Genomic DNA, 17,274 nt, shown 5'->3' with positions numbered 1-17,274 from the left:
TTAGCACTTCCCCTCGTTAGGCATCGACCAGGCGTGATGGTCGGTATGCAGCAACTCCTCGGCCAGCGGCGAGAGCGGCGCGCCCAAAAACTCGCGGTAGCACGCCTGCACATCGGGGTTCTCGTGCGAGAAGCGAATGTCCGCAGCGGCATCCAGGCCCCACAGCACCTGGCCGCGCTCGGCCGCCAGCTCGCAGCCGTCGTGGATGGGCTGACCGCCGCCACCGACGCAGCCGCCCGGGCACGCCATGACCTCGACGAAGTCATAGCTCGCACGGCCGTCGCGAATCGCATCGAGCAGGCGGGCAGCGTTGCCCAGCCCGTGCGCCACGGCGACGCGCACCTTGGTGCCATCGATATCGGCCACGGCCTCCTTCCAGCCATTCAGGCCACGCACGTCGGTAAAGAAATCCGCATCGGGGTTCTTGCCCGTCACCAGGTAATAGGCCGAGCGCACGGCAGCCTCCATCACGCCTCCCGTGGCGCCAAAGATCACACCCGCGCCCGTGCCAAAGCCCAGCGGCGTATCGAGCGGCTCCTCGACCAGCGTGTCGACGCTCACGTGGCTCGCACGGATCATGCGCACCATCTCGCGCACCGTCAGTGCAACGTCCACATCGGGCGCGCCGTCCTCGCCCACCATGCTCGGCAGTGCACACTCGGCCTTCTTGGCCGTGCACGGCATCACGGACACCACAAACAGGCGCTCGGGCTCCACGCCCAGTACCTTGGCGTAGTACGTCTTGGCGATGGCGCCGAACATCTGCTGCGGCGACTTGGACGTGGACAGGCTGTCGACAAACGCCGGATAGCGCGCCTTCACAAAGCGCACCCAGCCCGGGCAGCAACTCGTGAACATGGGCCAGCCGCGGCTGTCGCCCTCGCCCTTGGAGGCAGCGCCCAGGCGCTCGAGCAGCTCGGAGCCCTCCTCCATAATGGTGAGGTCGGCCGAGAAGTCGGTGTCGAACACGTACTCAAAGCCCACGCGGCGCAGTGCGCAGGCCAAGCGCTCAACGGTGGCTTCCTCGCGAGACATGCCAAGTTCCTCGCCCCAGGCGCTGCGCACGGCAGGCGCGATCTGCACCAGCACGATCTTGTCGGGATCGGCGATGGCGTCGAACACGGTCTCGGTATCGTCGCGCTCGCGTAGTGCGCCCGTCGGGCAATGCGTAATGCACTGGCCGCACGCGACGCAATCGGTCTTGCCGATCGGCGCGCGCCCGCGGGTACCCACGGCGGTATGCGTGGCGCGGTTGGTCAGGTCCCAAATCCCTAGTCCCTGCACGCTCTCGCACACCTTGATGCAGCGCATGCATTTAATGCACTTGTCGTTTTCGCGGATGATGGGAAAATCGAAATCCCAGCCCTCGCGCGCCAGGTGCTGCTCGTACGGCAGATAGAAGATACCCAGGTCGTTGGCGATGGTCTGCAGGTTGCAGTTACCACTGCGCACACAGCTCGTACAGCGCGAGTCGTGCTGGGACAGCAGCAGCTGCACGTTGGTGCGACGCGCCTCGCGGGCCTTGGGGCTGTTGGTGTGGACCACCATGCCGTCGAGCACGTAGTTGTTGCAGGCGGCAACCAGCTGGTCGCAGCCCTCAACCTCGACCACGCATACGCGGCAGCCGCCGATCTCGTTTAGATCGCGCAGGTAGCACAGGGTGGGAATCTGGATGCCGGCGGACTTGGCCGCATCTAGGATCGTGGTGTGCTCGGGAACCACGACCTCGCAATTATCGATCGTGAGCTTGACCATGTTATGCGCTCCGTTTTCGGTGTTGTCGCTGACGGTGGTGTTGTTGGGCTCTACCATTCCAGGTTCCTCCCTCCGCGGAACGCGCCAAAGCCAAAGTGATCGCAACGCAGGCAGCGGCTCGCCTCCTGGCGCGCCTCCTGCTCGGTGAGACCCTGCTCGACCAGATCCCAATCGTGAATACGCTCGCCGGCCTCGCGCTCGCCCAGCTCGCAGCGGCCGCACTCATGCTTGCCCTTAAACTGGACGGTCGGCAGCTCGACCTCGAGCTTGATCTTGTGGTCAAAGCCCAGGTAGCGGTCGATATTTGCCGAAGCCACGCGGCCGGCGTTGATGGCACGGATGACGGTGGCGGGACCGGTCTGGCAGTCACCGCCGCTAAAGAGGCCATCGAAGTTGGGCACGGCGCCATCCGAATCGGTGACCACGCAGCCCCACTTACAAGCGATGCCCATGTCCTCAAACGGCTTGGAATCGATGTCCTGGCCAATGGCCACAAACACGCGCTCGCAGGGAATGACGCGCTCGGGCGTGGCGGCGGCACGCGGGGCCGGACGCCCACGACGGGGCTCGCCGATAATCTGCGGCTGCACGCGCAGGCCACTCACGCGACCTTCCTCGCCCGTCTCGATAGCGAGCGGGGCGGTCAACTCCAGCACCTCGCAGCCCTCGGCCTGGGCACCGGCGATCTCGGCGTCCTGGGCCGTCATGTCGCAGATGCGACGGCGGTAGACGATGCTCACCTTTTCGGCACCGCAGCGCACGGCGGAGCGCGCCACGTCCATGGCCACGTTGCCGCCGCCGATGACGCACACGCGCTGGCCGCTCAGGTCGGGCAGCTCGTCGTCGCCGATGGCGCGCAGCATCTTGACGGCCGACTCCACGCCGAGCGCTTCCTCGCCCGGAAGGCCGAGCTTCTTATCGCTGTGGGCGCCAATGGCCAGGTAGACGGCATCGAACTCGTCGCGCAGGCGGGCAAGCTCCTCGCCGTTGACGGAGTGATCGAGCTCAACGTCGATGCCGGCGCTCAAAATCCAGTCGATCTCGGCCTGCAGGCGCTCGCGCGGCAGACGATAGCTGGGGATGCCATAGCGCAGCATGCCGCCCAGGTGGTGGCGCTGCTCAAAGATGGTCACCTTATGGCCCATCACGGCCAGGTAGTAGGCGCAGGAAAGGCCGGCCGGGCCGCCGCCGATCACGGCGACGCGCTTGCCGGTGTTGTCCACTACATGCGGCTTGTGGTCGTTGAGGTCACTGTGCTCGACGGCAAAACGCTTGAGGGCGAGGATGTTCATGGGGTCGTCGACCATGCCACGGCGGCAGTGCATCTCGCAGGGATGCTCGCACACCAGGCCGCAGACGAGCGGCAGCGGATTGTTCTTGCGGATGACCTTGACGGCGTCGGCATAGCGGCCGGCCTCGACCAGCGAAATGTACCCGGGAATGTCGACGTGCGCCGGGCAGCCCGAAACGCACGGGACGCGGGCCTCGCGGTCAAAGCCGCAGGAGTGCTCGCGGATGTGATGCTCAAAATCATCGCGGAAACCGCGAATGGCCGTGAGTGCCATGGCGCCAGCTTCGTAGCCGATGGCGCAGTCGCTCGAAAGGTAGATGGTGCGGGCGGTGCGCTCAATCAAGTTGAGCGTGGACTCGTCGGCGCGGCCCTCGAGCACATCGGCGAGCAGGTCGCTCAGCGCGCTCAGGCCCACGCGGCAGGGCGTGCACTTGCCGCAGCTCTGGGTGGAGCACAGATTGACGAGCGCTGCCGTAAACTCAACGGGGCACGGGGCGAGCGAACTCACCGCCAGACGACGTCCGAGCGCATCGTGCAGGTCGTCCATGACGGCCTGAGCGTGGCTGCGTTCCATTACGTGCAGTCGAGCCATAAGATCCCCTCTCACATGGCAGCCCGGAGGCGAGGCCGGGCGAAGTTGCTACACGCACAACACTGACCTAAAAAGTTGTTAGGTCTCCACGCAGTTCGGCAGGCGGTATGAAATGTCACCCTCGGCGGTGAAATAGAACATTACCGCAGATAAATGCCATATTTGGTAAAACGCGTTACCAAATGACAATGCCCCGCCCACGCAATCACGTGGACGGGGCATTGCTCCAGGTATGCGGCCAGCGACCCTGTTGCTTTTACTTAAGCTCGGGCCAGTAACCCTTGTTGGCCTCGATCATGTCGTCGAGAACTTCCTTGGCGACGTTCATCGAAGGCACGGTCTTGTTGAGCGTAAAGGCCTTGAGCGCCTTCTCGTAAGAACCCTCGATCGTGGCCTCGACCACGAGCTTCTCGGAGTTGAGTTGCTGCATCATGAGGCCCTGCTGGAACAGCGGGATGTTGTCGCGGCTGATGACCTCGGGGCCGTTCTTGCCGATGTAGGCAGGCAGCTCGACCATAGCGTCGTAGGGCATGTTGGGGATAGCGCCCTTGTTCTCGCAAATGACCAGGAAGCGCTGCTTGGTGTCGTTCTTCAGAGCGATAGCCAGATCGGCAATCCAGTCGCCGTGGCTGCCCGCATAGAACGTGCTCTCGTCGATCTCGCCCGTCTTCTCGTAGTGGTCGATGCCGTCGAAGAGGTTCTTCTCACGCGTCTCCTCAACCTCGTTAGCACGGGTGCACTCGGGGTTGGAATGCTCGACGAACTCCTTCTGCTGCAGGTAGTAGTTCAGATACGTGTTGGGCAGGTACTCCGGGAAGCACTCCATGATCTCGTACTCGCCCTTCCAGACGTAGTACCAGCTGCCCTTGGTGTGGCGGTTCTGCTCGGGGTGCTCGTCAGTGGCCTCCTCGGGCTTCTTTGCCATGAGCGAGCCCATGCCCTTGAGGTAGGAGTCGGGCAGCAGAATCTCATGCTCCTTGATGTACTCGCGCAGCTGCGGGAGCACCTCCTCGCCCTTGTGGCGGATCGAGGTGAACCAGCCAAAGTGGTTGAGGCCAAAGTAATCGTACTCGACATCCTTCTTGTCGATATCGAGTGCGGCGCAAACCACGTCGATGATCGCGATCGGCATGTCGCAGATGTTGATGATGCGAGCGTTAGGACGCAGCACACGGCAGCCCTCGGAGACGATGGCAGCAGGGTTGGAGTAGTTGAGAATCCAGTAGTCCTTCTTGGCGTACTTCTCGACGTCATCGATCAGCTCGACCATGGGGAAGATGGTGCGCATGCCGTAGGCAAGGCCGCCGCAGCCGCAGGTCTCCTGACCCACGCAACCGTGGCGCAGCGGAATCTTCTCGTCCTGCTCGCGCATGGCGTAGCCGCCCACGCGCATCTGGGCAAACACGAAGCTCGCGTCGGTAAAAGCCGTCTTCTTGTCGGTGGTCACCGTGAGCTTGATGTCCAGGCCGAGGTCCTCGTGCAGAATCCAGTCCACGAGCACGCCAATCTTGCGCTGGCGCTCCTCGTTGATGTCGTACAGACGAATCTCGTCAACATCGAGCTCGTCCTTGCGCAGGGCGATGGACTTGACGATGCCGGGGGTAAAGGTGGATCCGCCACCACACAGAGTAATGATCATTGTTTACTGCTCCTTCTCAATTGCGTTTTCGACCTTGTCGCGCATCTCGGCGACCTTCATGCCAAAGATGATCTGGATATTGTTGCCGTTGCGGTTGATGCCGCTGTTGGGCACGTGGTTGATGAGGCTCTCATCGATGAGGTCCGGGTTCTTAACGTTCACGCGAAGGCGCGTAAAGCAGTTCTCGAGCTCCTCGATGTTGTCCTTGCCGCCAAGACCTGCGACCAGGTCGGCAATGCCTGCATCGACGCCCTCTGCGGGAGCTGCGGCAACAGCGCCCTGCTTCACCGCGACAGACGCGGCGGCCTCGCCCTCGGCAACGGACTCGGCGAGCTCGGACTCCTCCTCGCGGCCAGGCGTGTGGAGGTTGAGCTTCTTAATCAGGAAGGTGAAGAGGAAGAAGTACAGAGCGGCGTTGACGACTCCGAGCACGAGCATCATCGGCCAGTTGGTCTTATCGACACCAAGGACCAGGTTGGAAACCACGATGTTGATGATGCCGCCTGCAGTCGAAGCGGGCACGGAGAGGACCTTGAGCAGGACCAGGAAGATACCGGAAAGAACCGAGTGAACAACAAAGAGCACGGGAGCGGCAAAGACAAAGAGGAAGTCCATGGGCTCGGTGACACAGGAGAGCACGGCGGTGATGATCAGCGGGATGATAACGGCCTTGGTCTTATCCTTGTTCCCCTTGTAAGCGGTGAAGATAAAGGCGAGACCGATACCGATGTAGGGCCACAGGTTGTTGAAGGTGTAGCTGTTGAAGTAGGTGCTATCGGAGAAGGGCTGGCCCGTCATTGCCATCTCGGCGACACGGATGGGATGGGCGCCGGCGATAACCTGATCACCCAGCGTCAGGGTGCCACCCACATCGGAAAACTGGAACGGGGTGTAGATGAGGTGGTGCAGACCGGTGGGAACGAGCAGCTTGTTGAGCATGCCGTAGATAAACAGACCGATGTTGCCCGACTCCTTAATGATGCCGGCAACGGAGGAGATGGCGCCCTGAACCGGAGGCCAAACGATGCAGAAGCCAGCGCCCATGATCCAGGAGATGATGATCATGATCAGGAACGGAAAACGAACGCCCGAGAACATCGAAAGGGCAATGGGGAACTGCTTGTTCGAGTACTTGTTGAACACGGCACCGGTGATGCAACCAAGAATGATGCCGCCAAACACGCCGGTATCGAGCACCTGAATGCCCATAACGGTGCTCTGGCCGGTTCCGGTAAGGCCGAGCATGCCGCTCGCTTCGGCAAGAGAGCCGGTGGCGTTGAGCACGATGTTGTTAGCCTGCAGGAACAGGAAGAACGACATCAGGGCGATAAGCGAAGCATGGCCCTTGTTCTTCTTTGCCATGGCGCCGGCGATGCCCACGCAGAACAGAATCGAGAGGTTGTTGATGATAAACATCAGCGACTGATATACAACGGCGCCCACAAGCTGGGACGGACCGGAGCCCAGCACGGGAATCATGGCGCAAATGGCCTTGTTGGTTAGAATGATGCCCACGATGAGCAGAATGCCGGCAACCGAGAGATACATCATCGGCTGAACGATTGACTTCGCGAACACCTCCAACGGCGCTTTGAAATTGAACTTCTTTTTTGCGGTCATAGCGGTACTCCCCTTCCTTTTCCGCAAATTAAGACAGATGTGCCCTGGACAAGACCGTAGGTCCTGCCTTATATCAATCGATGTATGGGCACGTTATGCCTAGAGACCAGGTTCTCCAAGCAGGTTAACAATGTGATATGCGAGATAACTCTTCTCGGCATCGGTAACGACAACGTTATAGGTAGACGACAAGTGGGCGGCTATGGCGTCCGCGCACGAGAACGCGCACGGATACTTAGTTTCATCGATTCGGAACAGTGCATCGTCATTGATCTGCCCGGCCGCGGGGTCAAGCGCCCGCTGTGCGAAAAACTGCAGGTGGCGGACGAAACGCTCATAGGGCAGCGAGGTGTCATCGAGGGTCGTAGCATAGCGCTCGGAAACAATTGCGAGCACGTCGCGAACAAGCTGGACCGAAATGATGAGGCGGTCGGAGCGTTGCGGCATAGTGGCGTTGACGATATGCAGCGTAATAAAACCCTGCTCTTCTTCGCTCATCTGGATGCCCATATACTCCTTGATAATCTGCAGCGCACGGCCCGCAAGCGCGTACTCCTTGCGATAGAACTGCTGGATCTCGAGCAGCAACGGATTCTCACAGGAGACGCCCTTGCGCTCACGCTCCAAAGCAAGGCTGATATGGTCTGCGAGAGCGATGAGGATCTTATCGTTGATGTCGACATTGAGCTCTCGACGAAGCATCTGAACGATATCCTCGGAAATCACGAGGTTGACGGTGGGGATGGACTCCAAAAGATGTGCCAAGCGGTCAATCGTACGCGAATCCTGAGAAGTTCCCTCCTGCAACGCGTAGGTCTTTTCGACTGACGCCTCGTCGATGGCATCGCCGGCATGACGGCCAAAGCAGAGGCCTCGACCGATGACGATGAGCTCGGAGCCATCGTCCGAAGTGACCATTGCGACGTTGTTGTTAAAAACTCGCTTGATAACCACGGTACCCACCACAAGAATTTACTCGGAAAGCCAGATGACAGGCTCTTTAACAGCGACAGGGCCGGAAGCATGCTCACGAAGAGTCGAGTTCTCCGAGCGCTCGCACACGATAACGAAGACCGTGGGATCGAAGCCGGCGGCGCGGACCGCGTCGAAATCGACCTCGACGAGGGGCTGGCCCGCGTCGACATGGTCACCCTGGGCAACAAGCGCATGGAAGCCCTTGCCCTCAAGCTTAACAGTGTCGATTCCGATATGCAGCATCACCTGAGCAGAGCTGTCGTCGGACATGATGCCCAGCGCGTGCTCAGTCGGAAACAGCGCCGCGACGGTGCCGGAAACAGGAGCGCACACCGTTCCCTCTTGGGGAACCACGGCAACGCCATCGCCCACTGCACGGCTGCTAAAAGCAGGGTCATTGGTATTTTCTAGATGAACAAGCTCGCCGGAAACGGGAGCGAGGATTTCGAACTCGGAAGCTGCAGTCTTCTGCTCATCCGAACCGCCCATCAGGCGAGAAAAGAAACCCATGGTGGCATGTCCCTTCATAAATATAGCCCAACCAAAATCAAACGAATGCATCCATAGAGACACACCCGTTCAAAGACTTTGGTTAGGCCCACGTCCGAGGGACTCGGTAACCTTCCGCATTTCTTTTACGGGGGCTATTGTAGACAACAGCAAAGCCAGAATAGTCATTATGACCGGTGAGCGGTATTTATTCTTCGATAAACGGTATTTAAGCGGCACTTAGGGACACTCCTTGTCCGGTGCATTGGGGACAGGTTACCTTGCACCAATCATGAGTTGCGGTGAAATAGGGACTGAAAAGCCGCTCAAAAGGCCAAAACAGTCCGTATTCCACCGCAACTTCAAGACGTTGGTGTATATGAACCTGTCCCCCTTGCACCAAAAAGGGCTCCGAGCACAGTCTGCTCGGGGCCCTTGGTTCACCTCGCTCTAGCGGGCGATGCGTATGTTACTTGCGCTTGCCGCCGCCGTCACCGGGGCGACGGGAGCTGCCGCCGCGCTTGCCGCCACGACTATTGCCATAGCTACCACGATTATCGCGACCGCCGGCACGGCCGCCGCGGGAGCCGGCCTGGTTGCCGCCACGCCCGCCACGATAGCCGCCACGACGCTCCTCGCGGGTATCGTCGTAGTTGCGCCAGTCATCGCGGCGATCGCGGCTGGCACGCGGATCGCGGCGATCGCGCGACTCGTTAGAGCGGCCAGCACCGCTGCGGCTGCCATTGCCACGAGTGCCCTCGCGATGCTCGCCGCCACGGCCACCGCGCTCATCAAAGCGCTTGCCGCCACGGGACTCGCCGCCGCGAGTACCACGCTCGCCACGCGAACCGCGGCCCTCGCCGCCACGGCGCTCATCACGGCCGCCGCGCTCGCCATCGCGACCGGAACGACGACGATCGCCCGAACCACGCTTGCCGCCACGCGAGCCACGGCCCTCGTCCTCGCGCTCAACACGGCGACGACCGCCGCGGTCCTCGTCCTCGCGGCGACGGCGATGCGCCTCGCCCTGGAACTGCTTGGCACGGCGCTCGGCACGGTTGCCGCGCGGGGCCTGCTCAACGACACCAGCACCGCCGCGCTCCTCGGCAGCCACCTCGCGGGCCACGCTCTCCACAGCCTCGTCCACGCGAGCCTGAACGCCCTCGCGCACGCGGGTCTTGCCGCCGCGCTTGGGACGGCTCGGACGCTCACCGTCGCCGCGACGCTCGTCTCGACCGCGGTTGGAACGACCGGCCACATCACCGTAATCGTCGCCGTTGCGTTTGCCGTCGCGACGCGCCTGCTCAAGCTTCTTCTTGCTCTTGGACTTGCCGCGCTTGGTCTTCTTCTTCACCTTAAAGGCCGCAGGATCGCGCTCGGGGTCAACCGCGGGCGGATTGGGACCCACATTCAGGTCGCCGGCCTCGTAGATGTCGGCGGTCTTGTCCATGAGCTTCTCGATCTCGTAGAACTCGTCCACGTCCTGCTCGGTCACAAACGTAATGGCCCAGCCCAGCTCGCCTGCGCGGCCCGTACGGCCAATACGGTGGATGTAGTCGGTCGGCTCGGCCGGCACGTCAAAGTTCACAACGTAGCGCACGTCGCTGATATCGATGCCGCGGGCGAGCACGTCGGTTGCCACCAACACATCGACGGTACCGTCGCGGAAGGCCGAAAGCGCACGCTCGCGCTGGGCCTGGCTGCGGTTGCCGTGAATCGCGGCGGCCTTGATGCCCTTGCGCTCCAGACGCCGGCAGCAGCTGTCGGCGCGGTGCTTGGTGCGCATAAAGACGATAGTGCGCTCCGGGCCCTCCTTTTTGAGGAACTCAGGCAGCAGGTTGTTCTTGGCCTCGATGGACACCGGGAACACAAACTGGTCGACGGTATCGGCGGTCGACGTGGCCGGCGCGATCTCCACACGGGCCGGGTCGCTCACCAGGTCGGTGATCTCGCCCACGGCCTCCTCGTCGAGCGTGGCCGAGAACAGCAGCGTCTGGCGCTCGGCCGGCGTCTCGCGCACAATACGGCGAACGGCGGGCAAAAAGCCCATGTCGAGCATGCGGTCGGCCTCGTCGAGCACCAACACCTTGACCTCGTCCAGGTGGCAGGCACCCTGCTCGATCAGATCGACCAGGCGGCCCGGCGTGGCGACCAGGATGTCGCAGCCGTACTTGAGGGCAGCGGTCTGCGGCTTGTAGCTCACGCCGCCCACGACGGTCACGGCGACATGGCCAGTGACGTCAGCAATCTTGCTCGCGACCTCATCGATCTGTTGGGCAAGCTCGCGCGTGGGGGTGATGACGAGCATCACGGGACCGCGACCGTTGCCCTCGGGCTTTTTAGCGCCGCGACGGCGGTTGCGGCCTCCGTGCTCGCGCACGGGCTTGGGCGGAGCGATGTGCTCCAGGTTGTTCATGGTCGGCAGCAAGAAGGCAGCCGTCTTGCCGGTGCCGGTCTGGGCGGCGGCAAGCAGGTCGCGGCCCTCGAGCACCACGGGGATGGAGCCGGCCTGCACGGGCGTGGGCGCCGTGTAGCCCAGGTTCTCGATAGCACGGAGCATCTCGTCGGAAAGGCCCAGCTCGTCGAAGGCGGGCAGGCTCTCGGTGGCGGACTCGACGGCCTCGGCGGCGCTGGCCTCGTCGGCCGCATCGAAGGCAGCCTGAGCCATGGCCTCGCGGGCCTCGTCCAGAATCTCGGCGTCGGTGACGTCGGATACAGAATTACGCATATGTTGTTGTTCCTTATCTGCACGCGCAATGGGCACGGCATACGGCCGCGCGGGCGTGCTTGGTAGTGCGCTAATACATACAAAAACGGGTGCGCACAGAGAGGACGTTGCTCAGCACGCTGGCGATCGCTTTGGCAGCCCTATCACGCGCCGTCCAGACGCAGCAGCTCTAAGCGATGGAGCAGATTCGCCGCCGGTTAGTATACCCGTGCTTCGCATGCCCCCACGTAAACCACAGATGACGCGTGCGGACGGGGTGGGGCCGGACGATTGTCTCAATCTATAACATCTACGGGGTAAAACCCGGTCTAGATGTTACAGAACGAGACAAACCGTCGACCTCTGGCTAACATCTCGATCTGTAACACGTAGAGGTAAATTTCCCGTCCAGATGTTACAGATCGAGACTGAAGAATCCCCGCCGAACAATATCTCAATCTGTAACAGTTACAAGCCGGATCGACCCGTAACTGTTACAGATCAAGACAAACCAATCCCCCGCAACACAACGTCTCAATCTGTAACAGTTACCCGGCAAAATCAACCCAAGATGTTACAGATTGAGACAGTTGAGCCGTCGGCCGGGATGCGGATCATCTATACACAAAAACGCCCGGGCCTCCTCTGCTGTAAAAAGGAAGCCCGGGCTCGTTGCCATATGTTTGTTTGCCGTTCGAGCGCGTTAATCGTGGGCAAACATCGGGTAGGGAACGTCGCCCGGTGCGATGGAACGCCCCAGCGGGAAGATGCCCGCCTGTTCGATGTAAGAATCAGTGGCATTGACACTCTTGGAATCGCGGTGTCCCCAGATGCCGGCCACATCCGTGTCCTGTGTGGTTCCGCGATAGATGCTCAGCGCGCCGTCGACATTGGGGTTGAACACGACGACCATAAAGATAAAGTTGCCGTCGTCGTCCTTCGTTCCAACGTTGAAGCCGACAACATCGTCACCCAGCCACGTAATCGAAGCCTCGTAGTCGGTAACGTTGAGCTCGCTGTCTTCTCCCGTGTATTCGTCATGGAACGGCAAGTTGATATCGACGTAGACCTTTCCCGCGCCCGAGTCGATATCAGTGATGGTAATGGGATCATCGCAAGCGTATTTGTCGTCCCTCGTGCACTGATAGGTGCCCGTAATGGCATCGTAGTTAAAGTAATCGTCTGTATCGCTATCCTCGGTAGACACGTAGTCGAAAGACCACTTCTTGCCGTCAAAGGAGTACGTGTAGACATCGTTGCTCTTGGAGTTGACGTACCAGGGAGTATCGGGGTCGGCGGGCATGCTGACCGTGCACTCGTTATCGTCCGTCAGCTCGGAGTCGCAGTTTTCGAGGTCGTTTTCCTCGTCGTAGTCGATACCGGCAATGGGCGTAGTCGTTTGCGAGTCGACGGTAAACTCGATGTTGGAGAGGTTATTAGAGTCGTCGGCGTCGGCCGTAAAGTTGAGCGTGGCGGTTGACTCAAAGCTCTCGTTGTCAAAAGTCGCTTGGATGGCACCAGTTGCCTTACCGTTGGAAACGCTGATGCTGGAGACCTCGTCAAGGCTGCTTTCGTATTCGGACGGCTCGACGTAGTCATTTTTGGCAAAGAGCGTATCCTCACCGTCATACTGCTCGCTGAGAGCCTCGGCAAGCTGCGGCTCCGTGTCCATCACGAGCTGCTGGTGCTGCGCGCTCAATACGTAGGCAACTCCTGCGCCAACAATGACGATGACGGCCATTGCCGCCAAGATGATCTTGGCCTTTTTGCTGAGCTTCACGGACTCGGACTCAGCGGCAGAATCAGCAACGGGCTCGGTAGCGGGCTCGTGAACACTTGGCTCAGTTTCGGGTTCCGAAGTTGCCGTTTCGGCGCTCGGCTCGACCGTGTCCCCCATCGCCGGCTCGCTTGCCGGTGCGTTGGACTCGCTGACGGCGGCCGTCTCTTCACGTTCCGCCGATGCCTGGGCTATGTTCGCACCGCACTGGGGACAAAACTTTGCTTCCGACTTTACTTCGCTGCCGCATTTGGGACATCTCATACTACATCCATCCTTTCTTTGGCAGTTGGATTTCTTTCTTGCCACCTCAGTCTATGGGGCGTGCAGGTCATTCCGTTGCGCAACATTTTTTGACCCTTCGGGGACGGTGGAATACCGTCTAGAGAAGCTGAACCAACACCCCGCAGACCCTACTCTGCGTCCGGGTCCTTAAAGTTCTCGGGATCCAAGACCATGCAGGTGTAGGTGATATCGTGGTCCTCATCGGGAATGGGCTCAAACCCGTTCTTGCCAAAGAAGTCGATGAGCAGCTGCGCGAGCTTAAACGGGTCCGCGTCCGCATCGTCAAAGAGATATCCGCTCAGATCCAGGAATGCAGGCTGCTGCTCGCCCTCACTCTCCCAATACCCCAGCAGGGCATCGTGTACCAGGCGCGCGCCATAGCCGTTACCGCGGTAGTCGGGATCAACATACACATGGCTCAAAAACGTCGACGTTTCCTCGTTGAGCGGGTGCTCCGTAACGGCATCCGGTAGGTCGGGGCCATCCGCACCGCCCGTCACGCAAAAGCCGACCAGCTCGTCATCGGCAAAGACGCCCCAGAGGTAGCAGTTCTCTTCGTCCTCATCCTCGACAAAAGGCTCATATGCATCATAGACCTCGTAGCCCGATTGCTCGTCCAGATCGACCATGTCGTCGACATCGTCGGGACCCAAAGCCCTTACTTCAACCTCAGCCATTGTCCTGTCCTTTCTCTCGCTTTCAGGACAACCCGAGCATACGGCGCTGTCCAGATAACCTGTTGCGCAACATCGGCAGTTGCGCCAATACCGTCGTTGGCGGCGGTGACGCCTCAGGGCAACGCATGCAGTAACGGCAACCATCACAACGCAAACGGCCGGTCCGGAAGGCGTTGCTCCCGGGATGGCATGGGAAGCAACGCCTTCTGGGCCGGCCGAAGCGGCGCCACGCGGGTCCGCAACCGCGTGGCGCCAAAAAACTCGCAGAAGCCCTATTCTTTCGTAGGGCTCTGCTCCTGGGGAATCTCGAACCTGCTATTAAACGTCTGGCCGCACGTGCCCGCAAAATCGGATCCAAGACCGTCGTGATCCTCTTTGGACATCTTGCCCGTTACGTCAACCAGAATTTCTTGCTTAGACGCATCGTCATAATCGGCAGGACCCTCGGCCATAATGCTCACAGCAAAGGCATCCTTATCGCCTGCGACCTCGGAGTCTTTTTCGATTAGCGTCTTGCAAATAATAAATCGTTTGCCGGAATCCATAGTCACGGGAATGATCGTTGCCTCGCCTGAAACATCGGTACTCATCTGGGGCGTTACAGCCGAATAGAACGACTCGAAGAGCTGCGTCCACTTAAAGCTAAACGCGATCTTGCCGTTATCGGCCGAGGTGATCTTAAAGTGCTCAACCAGCGCCTTGCGTCCCTCATCGGACGTATCGGTGTATTTGTCGCTCACCAGGTTTTCATAGCTCACCTTAGGCGCCTTGTCGCCATCGAGAACCCATTTGGAGCCATCGAACTTGTAGGTGTACTCAACGTCTCCATCGACCGTCTCAAACCACAGGGGCTCGTATTTTACCTTGACGGTCGAAGTCTGAGCCTTCTTGTCAAACTTGATATCGCCCTGAGTCCAAAGCCCGCTCGGATCCTTTTCGATGGGAGCAATGGCCTTGGTGGTCGAGGAATCCACCTTCCAGCTGGGCGTGTACTTCTCCCCCTTCTTGGTGTACGTGCCGGTAAGCGAGGCCGTGGACTCAAAGGCATTGTTACGGGTCACAGTCGTGGCCTTAACGGTCACGTTGCCATCCGAGTCCTCCTTTTGCGAGGTCACGTCCAAAGATTCGAGCGCATAGCTGCCACCATCGACAAATTTGCTATCGGGGATAAAGCCCTTAGAGAGCTGGCCGACCGCGGTAAGGTCGGTCTTGATCTGCTTTTCTTTGATGATTCCGCCCTTTTGAGACGCCGCCTTAGAGGACGACTTCGCAACGGAATCCGAGTCATCGGCCGAAGTATTGGCACCCAGCCCCTTAAGAGCAAACGCACCGATGGCGCCCACTGCCACAACGGCAGCGGCAACGCCCACGCCGATAGCGGCACGGCGAGATTTAGGCGATTTGGGGTCCGCGGAAGCCGAGGTGGCACTATTGGCATCAGAGCAATCGACCGGCACAGACGCCTTGGGCATGGCGACGGTCTGCTGAGTCGGCGCAACTGTAAAGGAATCGTCCGGAAGCACCGTCGTAGCCTCAGAGCTCGGCTCGAACGCAGCGCTCATGTCAACCGGCTCGTCCGCAGAGCCATCCGCGCTGTCGTCAGCAGGCTCGTCCGCAGACTCGCCTGCGCCATCGACCACCGGCTCACTTACAGTCTCATCCGCCGCGTCGCTCATCGGCTCATCAACGGGTTCGACCACCGTCGTTGCATCAGAATCTGCTACAGCCTCGCGACGCTCAACCGTCATCGTCATATCGGGATCGACTGCAACCGTCATATCGGGGCCAACCGTCACCGTTGCATCGGAATCCACCACAGGCTCAACCGGCGCAACCGTCACCGTCTGCCCCAAGTCGGCATCTGCCACAGGCTCAACAGGCTCAACGGTCACCGTCTGTCCCAGGTCGACATCGTCCACGCGCGCACCGCAGTAGACGCAAAACTTTGCACCCTGCTTAAGCTCTTTTCCACACTGTTTGCATTTCATGACTAGTACTCCCAAGAACAAACCCAGTTGCCGTCGGTATCGATCCAGCCGTAGCGCATGCGAGACGAGTTAGATCCATCGGGAAGATCGGCCACGACAAACACGCGACCATTTGCATCAAACGTGTAGCTCAAATCGCCCGCATAGCCATCGGGCAGCCTAAAGCGCGGAGGAATCTTCCAGTCGCCGTTTTTGTCAATAAACCCGTAGTTACCACTTGCCGGGTCAAGAACCATGGCAAGCCCCTGGCTAAAGCTATACGCCACTTCGAATTGTGGCTTGATAACCCAAGTACCGTCTTTATCGATATAGCCCCATACGTGCGTTATCGGATCTTTGGCAGCGCAAAGGTCCTCATGAAAGATGCGCTCGTCCTGGTACGTGGCAATAATGACTTGCTTAAAGTCGTTAAACGTAAAGTCCGTCAGCACCTTGCCCTGCGCATCGTACATGCGGTGCCCGTAAAAAACGCGGTCCTGATGGAACGATTTATAGATCGGCCTCGTGTCTTTGTAGCCATCGTAGAGACGGTTCGCGTAGCCGCGGTCCTCTTCGCTGAATTCAAAAATCGTATTGCCCGAAGTGTCGATGTACTTAAAATCGTCAAAGCACTTGCCTTCGTTAAAAACGAGCGGTGCACTGTACTTATACGGGCTGGTCGTGTCTTTAGCCGAAGCAAGCGCCCACTCGCCCTTGGTATCGATTACGCCCCAACCATCGCCGCTGTACAGGCACGCATAGCCCTCAAAAAACGGTGTGACCGTCTTGCAGTCGAGCTTGCCAAAGGCATCTTTGCCCTCAGGTGTAATAAAGTGAAAATCTTTATCCTTATCCTGCACAATGGCAAAGCCGTTGATAAAACATGCAGCATAGAGATACTGCGGCTCGATCGCCCACTTGCCCGTACGGTCAATATAACCCCAGGTCTCGGTATCGTCTGCTGTGGTAGCCGGGAACAAGTCACCATCAAAAACGCCGCCATGCAATTCCAGGTTGTCGTTGATCTGGCTGTCTCGCGCGAATGAAGAATCGTTAACGTGCGGCACGGTATAGCAGCTGTCGCCTGGTGCGCTGGCGATGCCGCCAAGCGAGGGCTCAATCACCCACGAACCGTTAACATCAACGAATCCCCAATTGGAGTTCGCACCAGGCAGTGCCGCATACAGGGCGCCAGTTTCAGAGCCCTTGGCAGCGTCGGAAGACGAGTCTTCGTCTTTGTTATCGCTTGCCATCGCCGGCAAAGGACCCGCCAGCAGCGTGCCGGCGGCAGCACCCAACACTCCCAGTGCCTCGCGCCTTGTCATATCAAAAGACATACCGTCTCCTCTCGGTCATCATCTTGCACTGCATTCATTTTCTGGCACGATTCATGCATTCTGTTGCGCAACATTGACGCAAATAAAATCAGAACCACCCTTAAAAAGGGTGGTTTGCTCTTAGGGTATAACCCACGGGCCCCGGGCTCGCGTCTAAAGGCGC

Annotated in this window: 11 protein-coding genes; all 11 read right to left on the bottom strand. The window is 59.7% G+C overall.

What is annotated here, in order from left to right:
- A complete protein-coding gene (locus AB5Z14_RS05975) occupies window positions 1-1,812 on the bottom strand; it encodes a [FeFe] hydrogenase, group A (protein ID WP_438265659.1) in 1,812 nt (603 codons plus the stop codon).
- Window positions 1,806-3,638: an NAD(P)-binding protein gene (locus tag AB5Z14_RS05970; protein ID WP_368130701.1), complete on the bottom strand. Its 1,833-nt coding sequence runs from the start codon at window positions 3,636-3,638 to the stop codon at window positions 1,806-1,808. Before AB5Z14_RS05970 ends, AB5Z14_RS05975 begins: the two co-directional genes overlap by 7 nt.
- Before the next feature lie 256 nt (window positions 3,639-3,894).
- Window positions 3,895-5,277 (bottom strand): 6-phospho-alpha-glucosidase, encoded by a 1,383-nt coding sequence (locus AB5Z14_RS05965; protein WP_368130699.1) that lies wholly within the window; start codon window positions 5,275-5,277, stop codon window positions 3,895-3,897.
- 3 nt (window positions 5,278-5,280) lie between these two features.
- Window positions 5,281-6,897 carry a PTS transporter subunit EIIC gene (locus tag AB5Z14_RS05960; protein ID WP_368130698.1) on the bottom strand — a complete coding sequence of 539 codons (1,617 nt, stop codon included), beginning with the start codon at window positions 6,895-6,897 and terminating at the stop codon, window positions 5,281-5,283.
- Window positions 6,898-6,996: 99 nt separating this feature from the next.
- On the bottom strand, window positions 6,997-7,851 hold the full coding sequence (locus AB5Z14_RS05955; RefSeq protein ID WP_368130697.1) for a PRD domain-containing protein: 855 nt from the start codon (window positions 7,849-7,851) through the stop codon (window positions 6,997-6,999).
- 18 nt (window positions 7,852-7,869) lie between these two features.
- Entirely contained in the window at window positions 7,870-8,382 is a 513-nt protein-coding gene (locus tag AB5Z14_RS05950) for a PTS sugar transporter subunit IIA (RefSeq protein ID WP_368130695.1), read from the bottom strand.
- A gap of 448 nt (window positions 8,383-8,830) precedes the next feature.
- A complete protein-coding gene (locus tag AB5Z14_RS05945; RefSeq protein ID WP_368130693.1) occupies window positions 8,831-11,089 on the bottom strand; it encodes a DEAD/DEAH box helicase in 2,259 nt (752 codons plus the stop codon).
- Between the two features lie 682 nt (window positions 11,090-11,771).
- Entirely contained in the window at window positions 11,772-13,109 is a 1,338-nt protein-coding gene (locus AB5Z14_RS05940) for a zinc ribbon domain-containing protein (RefSeq protein ID WP_368130691.1), read from the bottom strand.
- A gap of 149 nt (window positions 13,110-13,258) precedes the next feature.
- A complete protein-coding gene (locus AB5Z14_RS05935; protein ID WP_368130689.1) occupies window positions 13,259-13,807 on the bottom strand; it encodes a GNAT family N-acetyltransferase in 549 nt (182 codons plus the stop codon).
- 272 nt (window positions 13,808-14,079) lie between these two features.
- Complete coding sequence (locus AB5Z14_RS05930; protein ID WP_368130687.1) at window positions 14,080-15,795, bottom strand: zinc ribbon domain-containing protein; 1,716 nt, start codon at window positions 15,793-15,795, stop codon at window positions 14,080-14,082.
- A gap of 2 nt (window positions 15,796-15,797) precedes the next feature.
- A complete protein-coding gene (locus AB5Z14_RS05925; RefSeq protein ID WP_368130686.1) occupies window positions 15,798-17,111 on the bottom strand; it encodes a WG repeat-containing protein in 1,314 nt (437 codons plus the stop codon).
- Window positions 17,112-17,274: the final 163 nt, after the last annotated feature.

The organism is Collinsella aerofaciens (assembly GCF_040910265.1).
Lineage (GTDB): Bacteria > Actinomycetota > Coriobacteriia > Coriobacteriales > Coriobacteriaceae > Collinsella > Collinsella aerofaciens_BK.
The sequence above is the reverse complement of the archived record's forward strand: the minus strand, read 5'-3'. Positions and strand labels throughout refer to the sequence as shown.

Coding starts and splice junctions, on each gene's coding strand:
- AB5Z14_RS05975 (WP_438265659.1), bottom strand. CDS start 1,812: ATGGTAGAGCCCAACAACACCACCGTCAGCGACAACACCGAAAACGGA.
- AB5Z14_RS05970 (WP_368130701.1), bottom strand. CDS start 3,638: ATGGCTCGACTGCACGTAATGGAACGCAGCCACGCTCAGGCCGTCATG.
- AB5Z14_RS05965 (WP_368130699.1), bottom strand. CDS start 5,277: ATGATCATTACTCTGTGTGGTGGCGGATCCACCTTTACCCCCGGCATC.
- AB5Z14_RS05960 (WP_368130698.1), bottom strand. CDS start 6,897: ATGACCGCAAAAAAGAAGTTCAATTTCAAAGCGCCGTTGGAGGTGTTC.
- AB5Z14_RS05950 (WP_368130695.1), bottom strand. CDS start 8,382: ATGGGTTTCTTTTCTCGCCTGATGGGCGGTTCGGATGAGCAGAAGACT.
- AB5Z14_RS05945 (WP_368130693.1), bottom strand. CDS start 11,089: ATGCGTAATTCTGTATCCGACGTCACCGACGCCGAGATTCTGGACGAG.
- AB5Z14_RS05940 (WP_368130691.1), bottom strand. CDS start 13,109: ATGAGATGTCCCAAATGCGGCAGCGAAGTAAAGTCGGAAGCAAAGTTT.
- AB5Z14_RS05935 (WP_368130689.1), bottom strand. CDS start 13,807: ATGGCTGAGGTTGAAGTAAGGGCTTTGGGTCCCGACGATGTCGACGAC.
- AB5Z14_RS05930 (WP_368130687.1), bottom strand. CDS start 15,795: ATGAAATGCAAACAGTGTGGAAAAGAGCTTAAGCAGGGTGCAAAGTTT.
- AB5Z14_RS05925 (WP_368130686.1), bottom strand. CDS start 17,111: ATGTCTTTTGATATGACAAGGCGCGAGGCACTGGGAGTGTTGGGTGCT.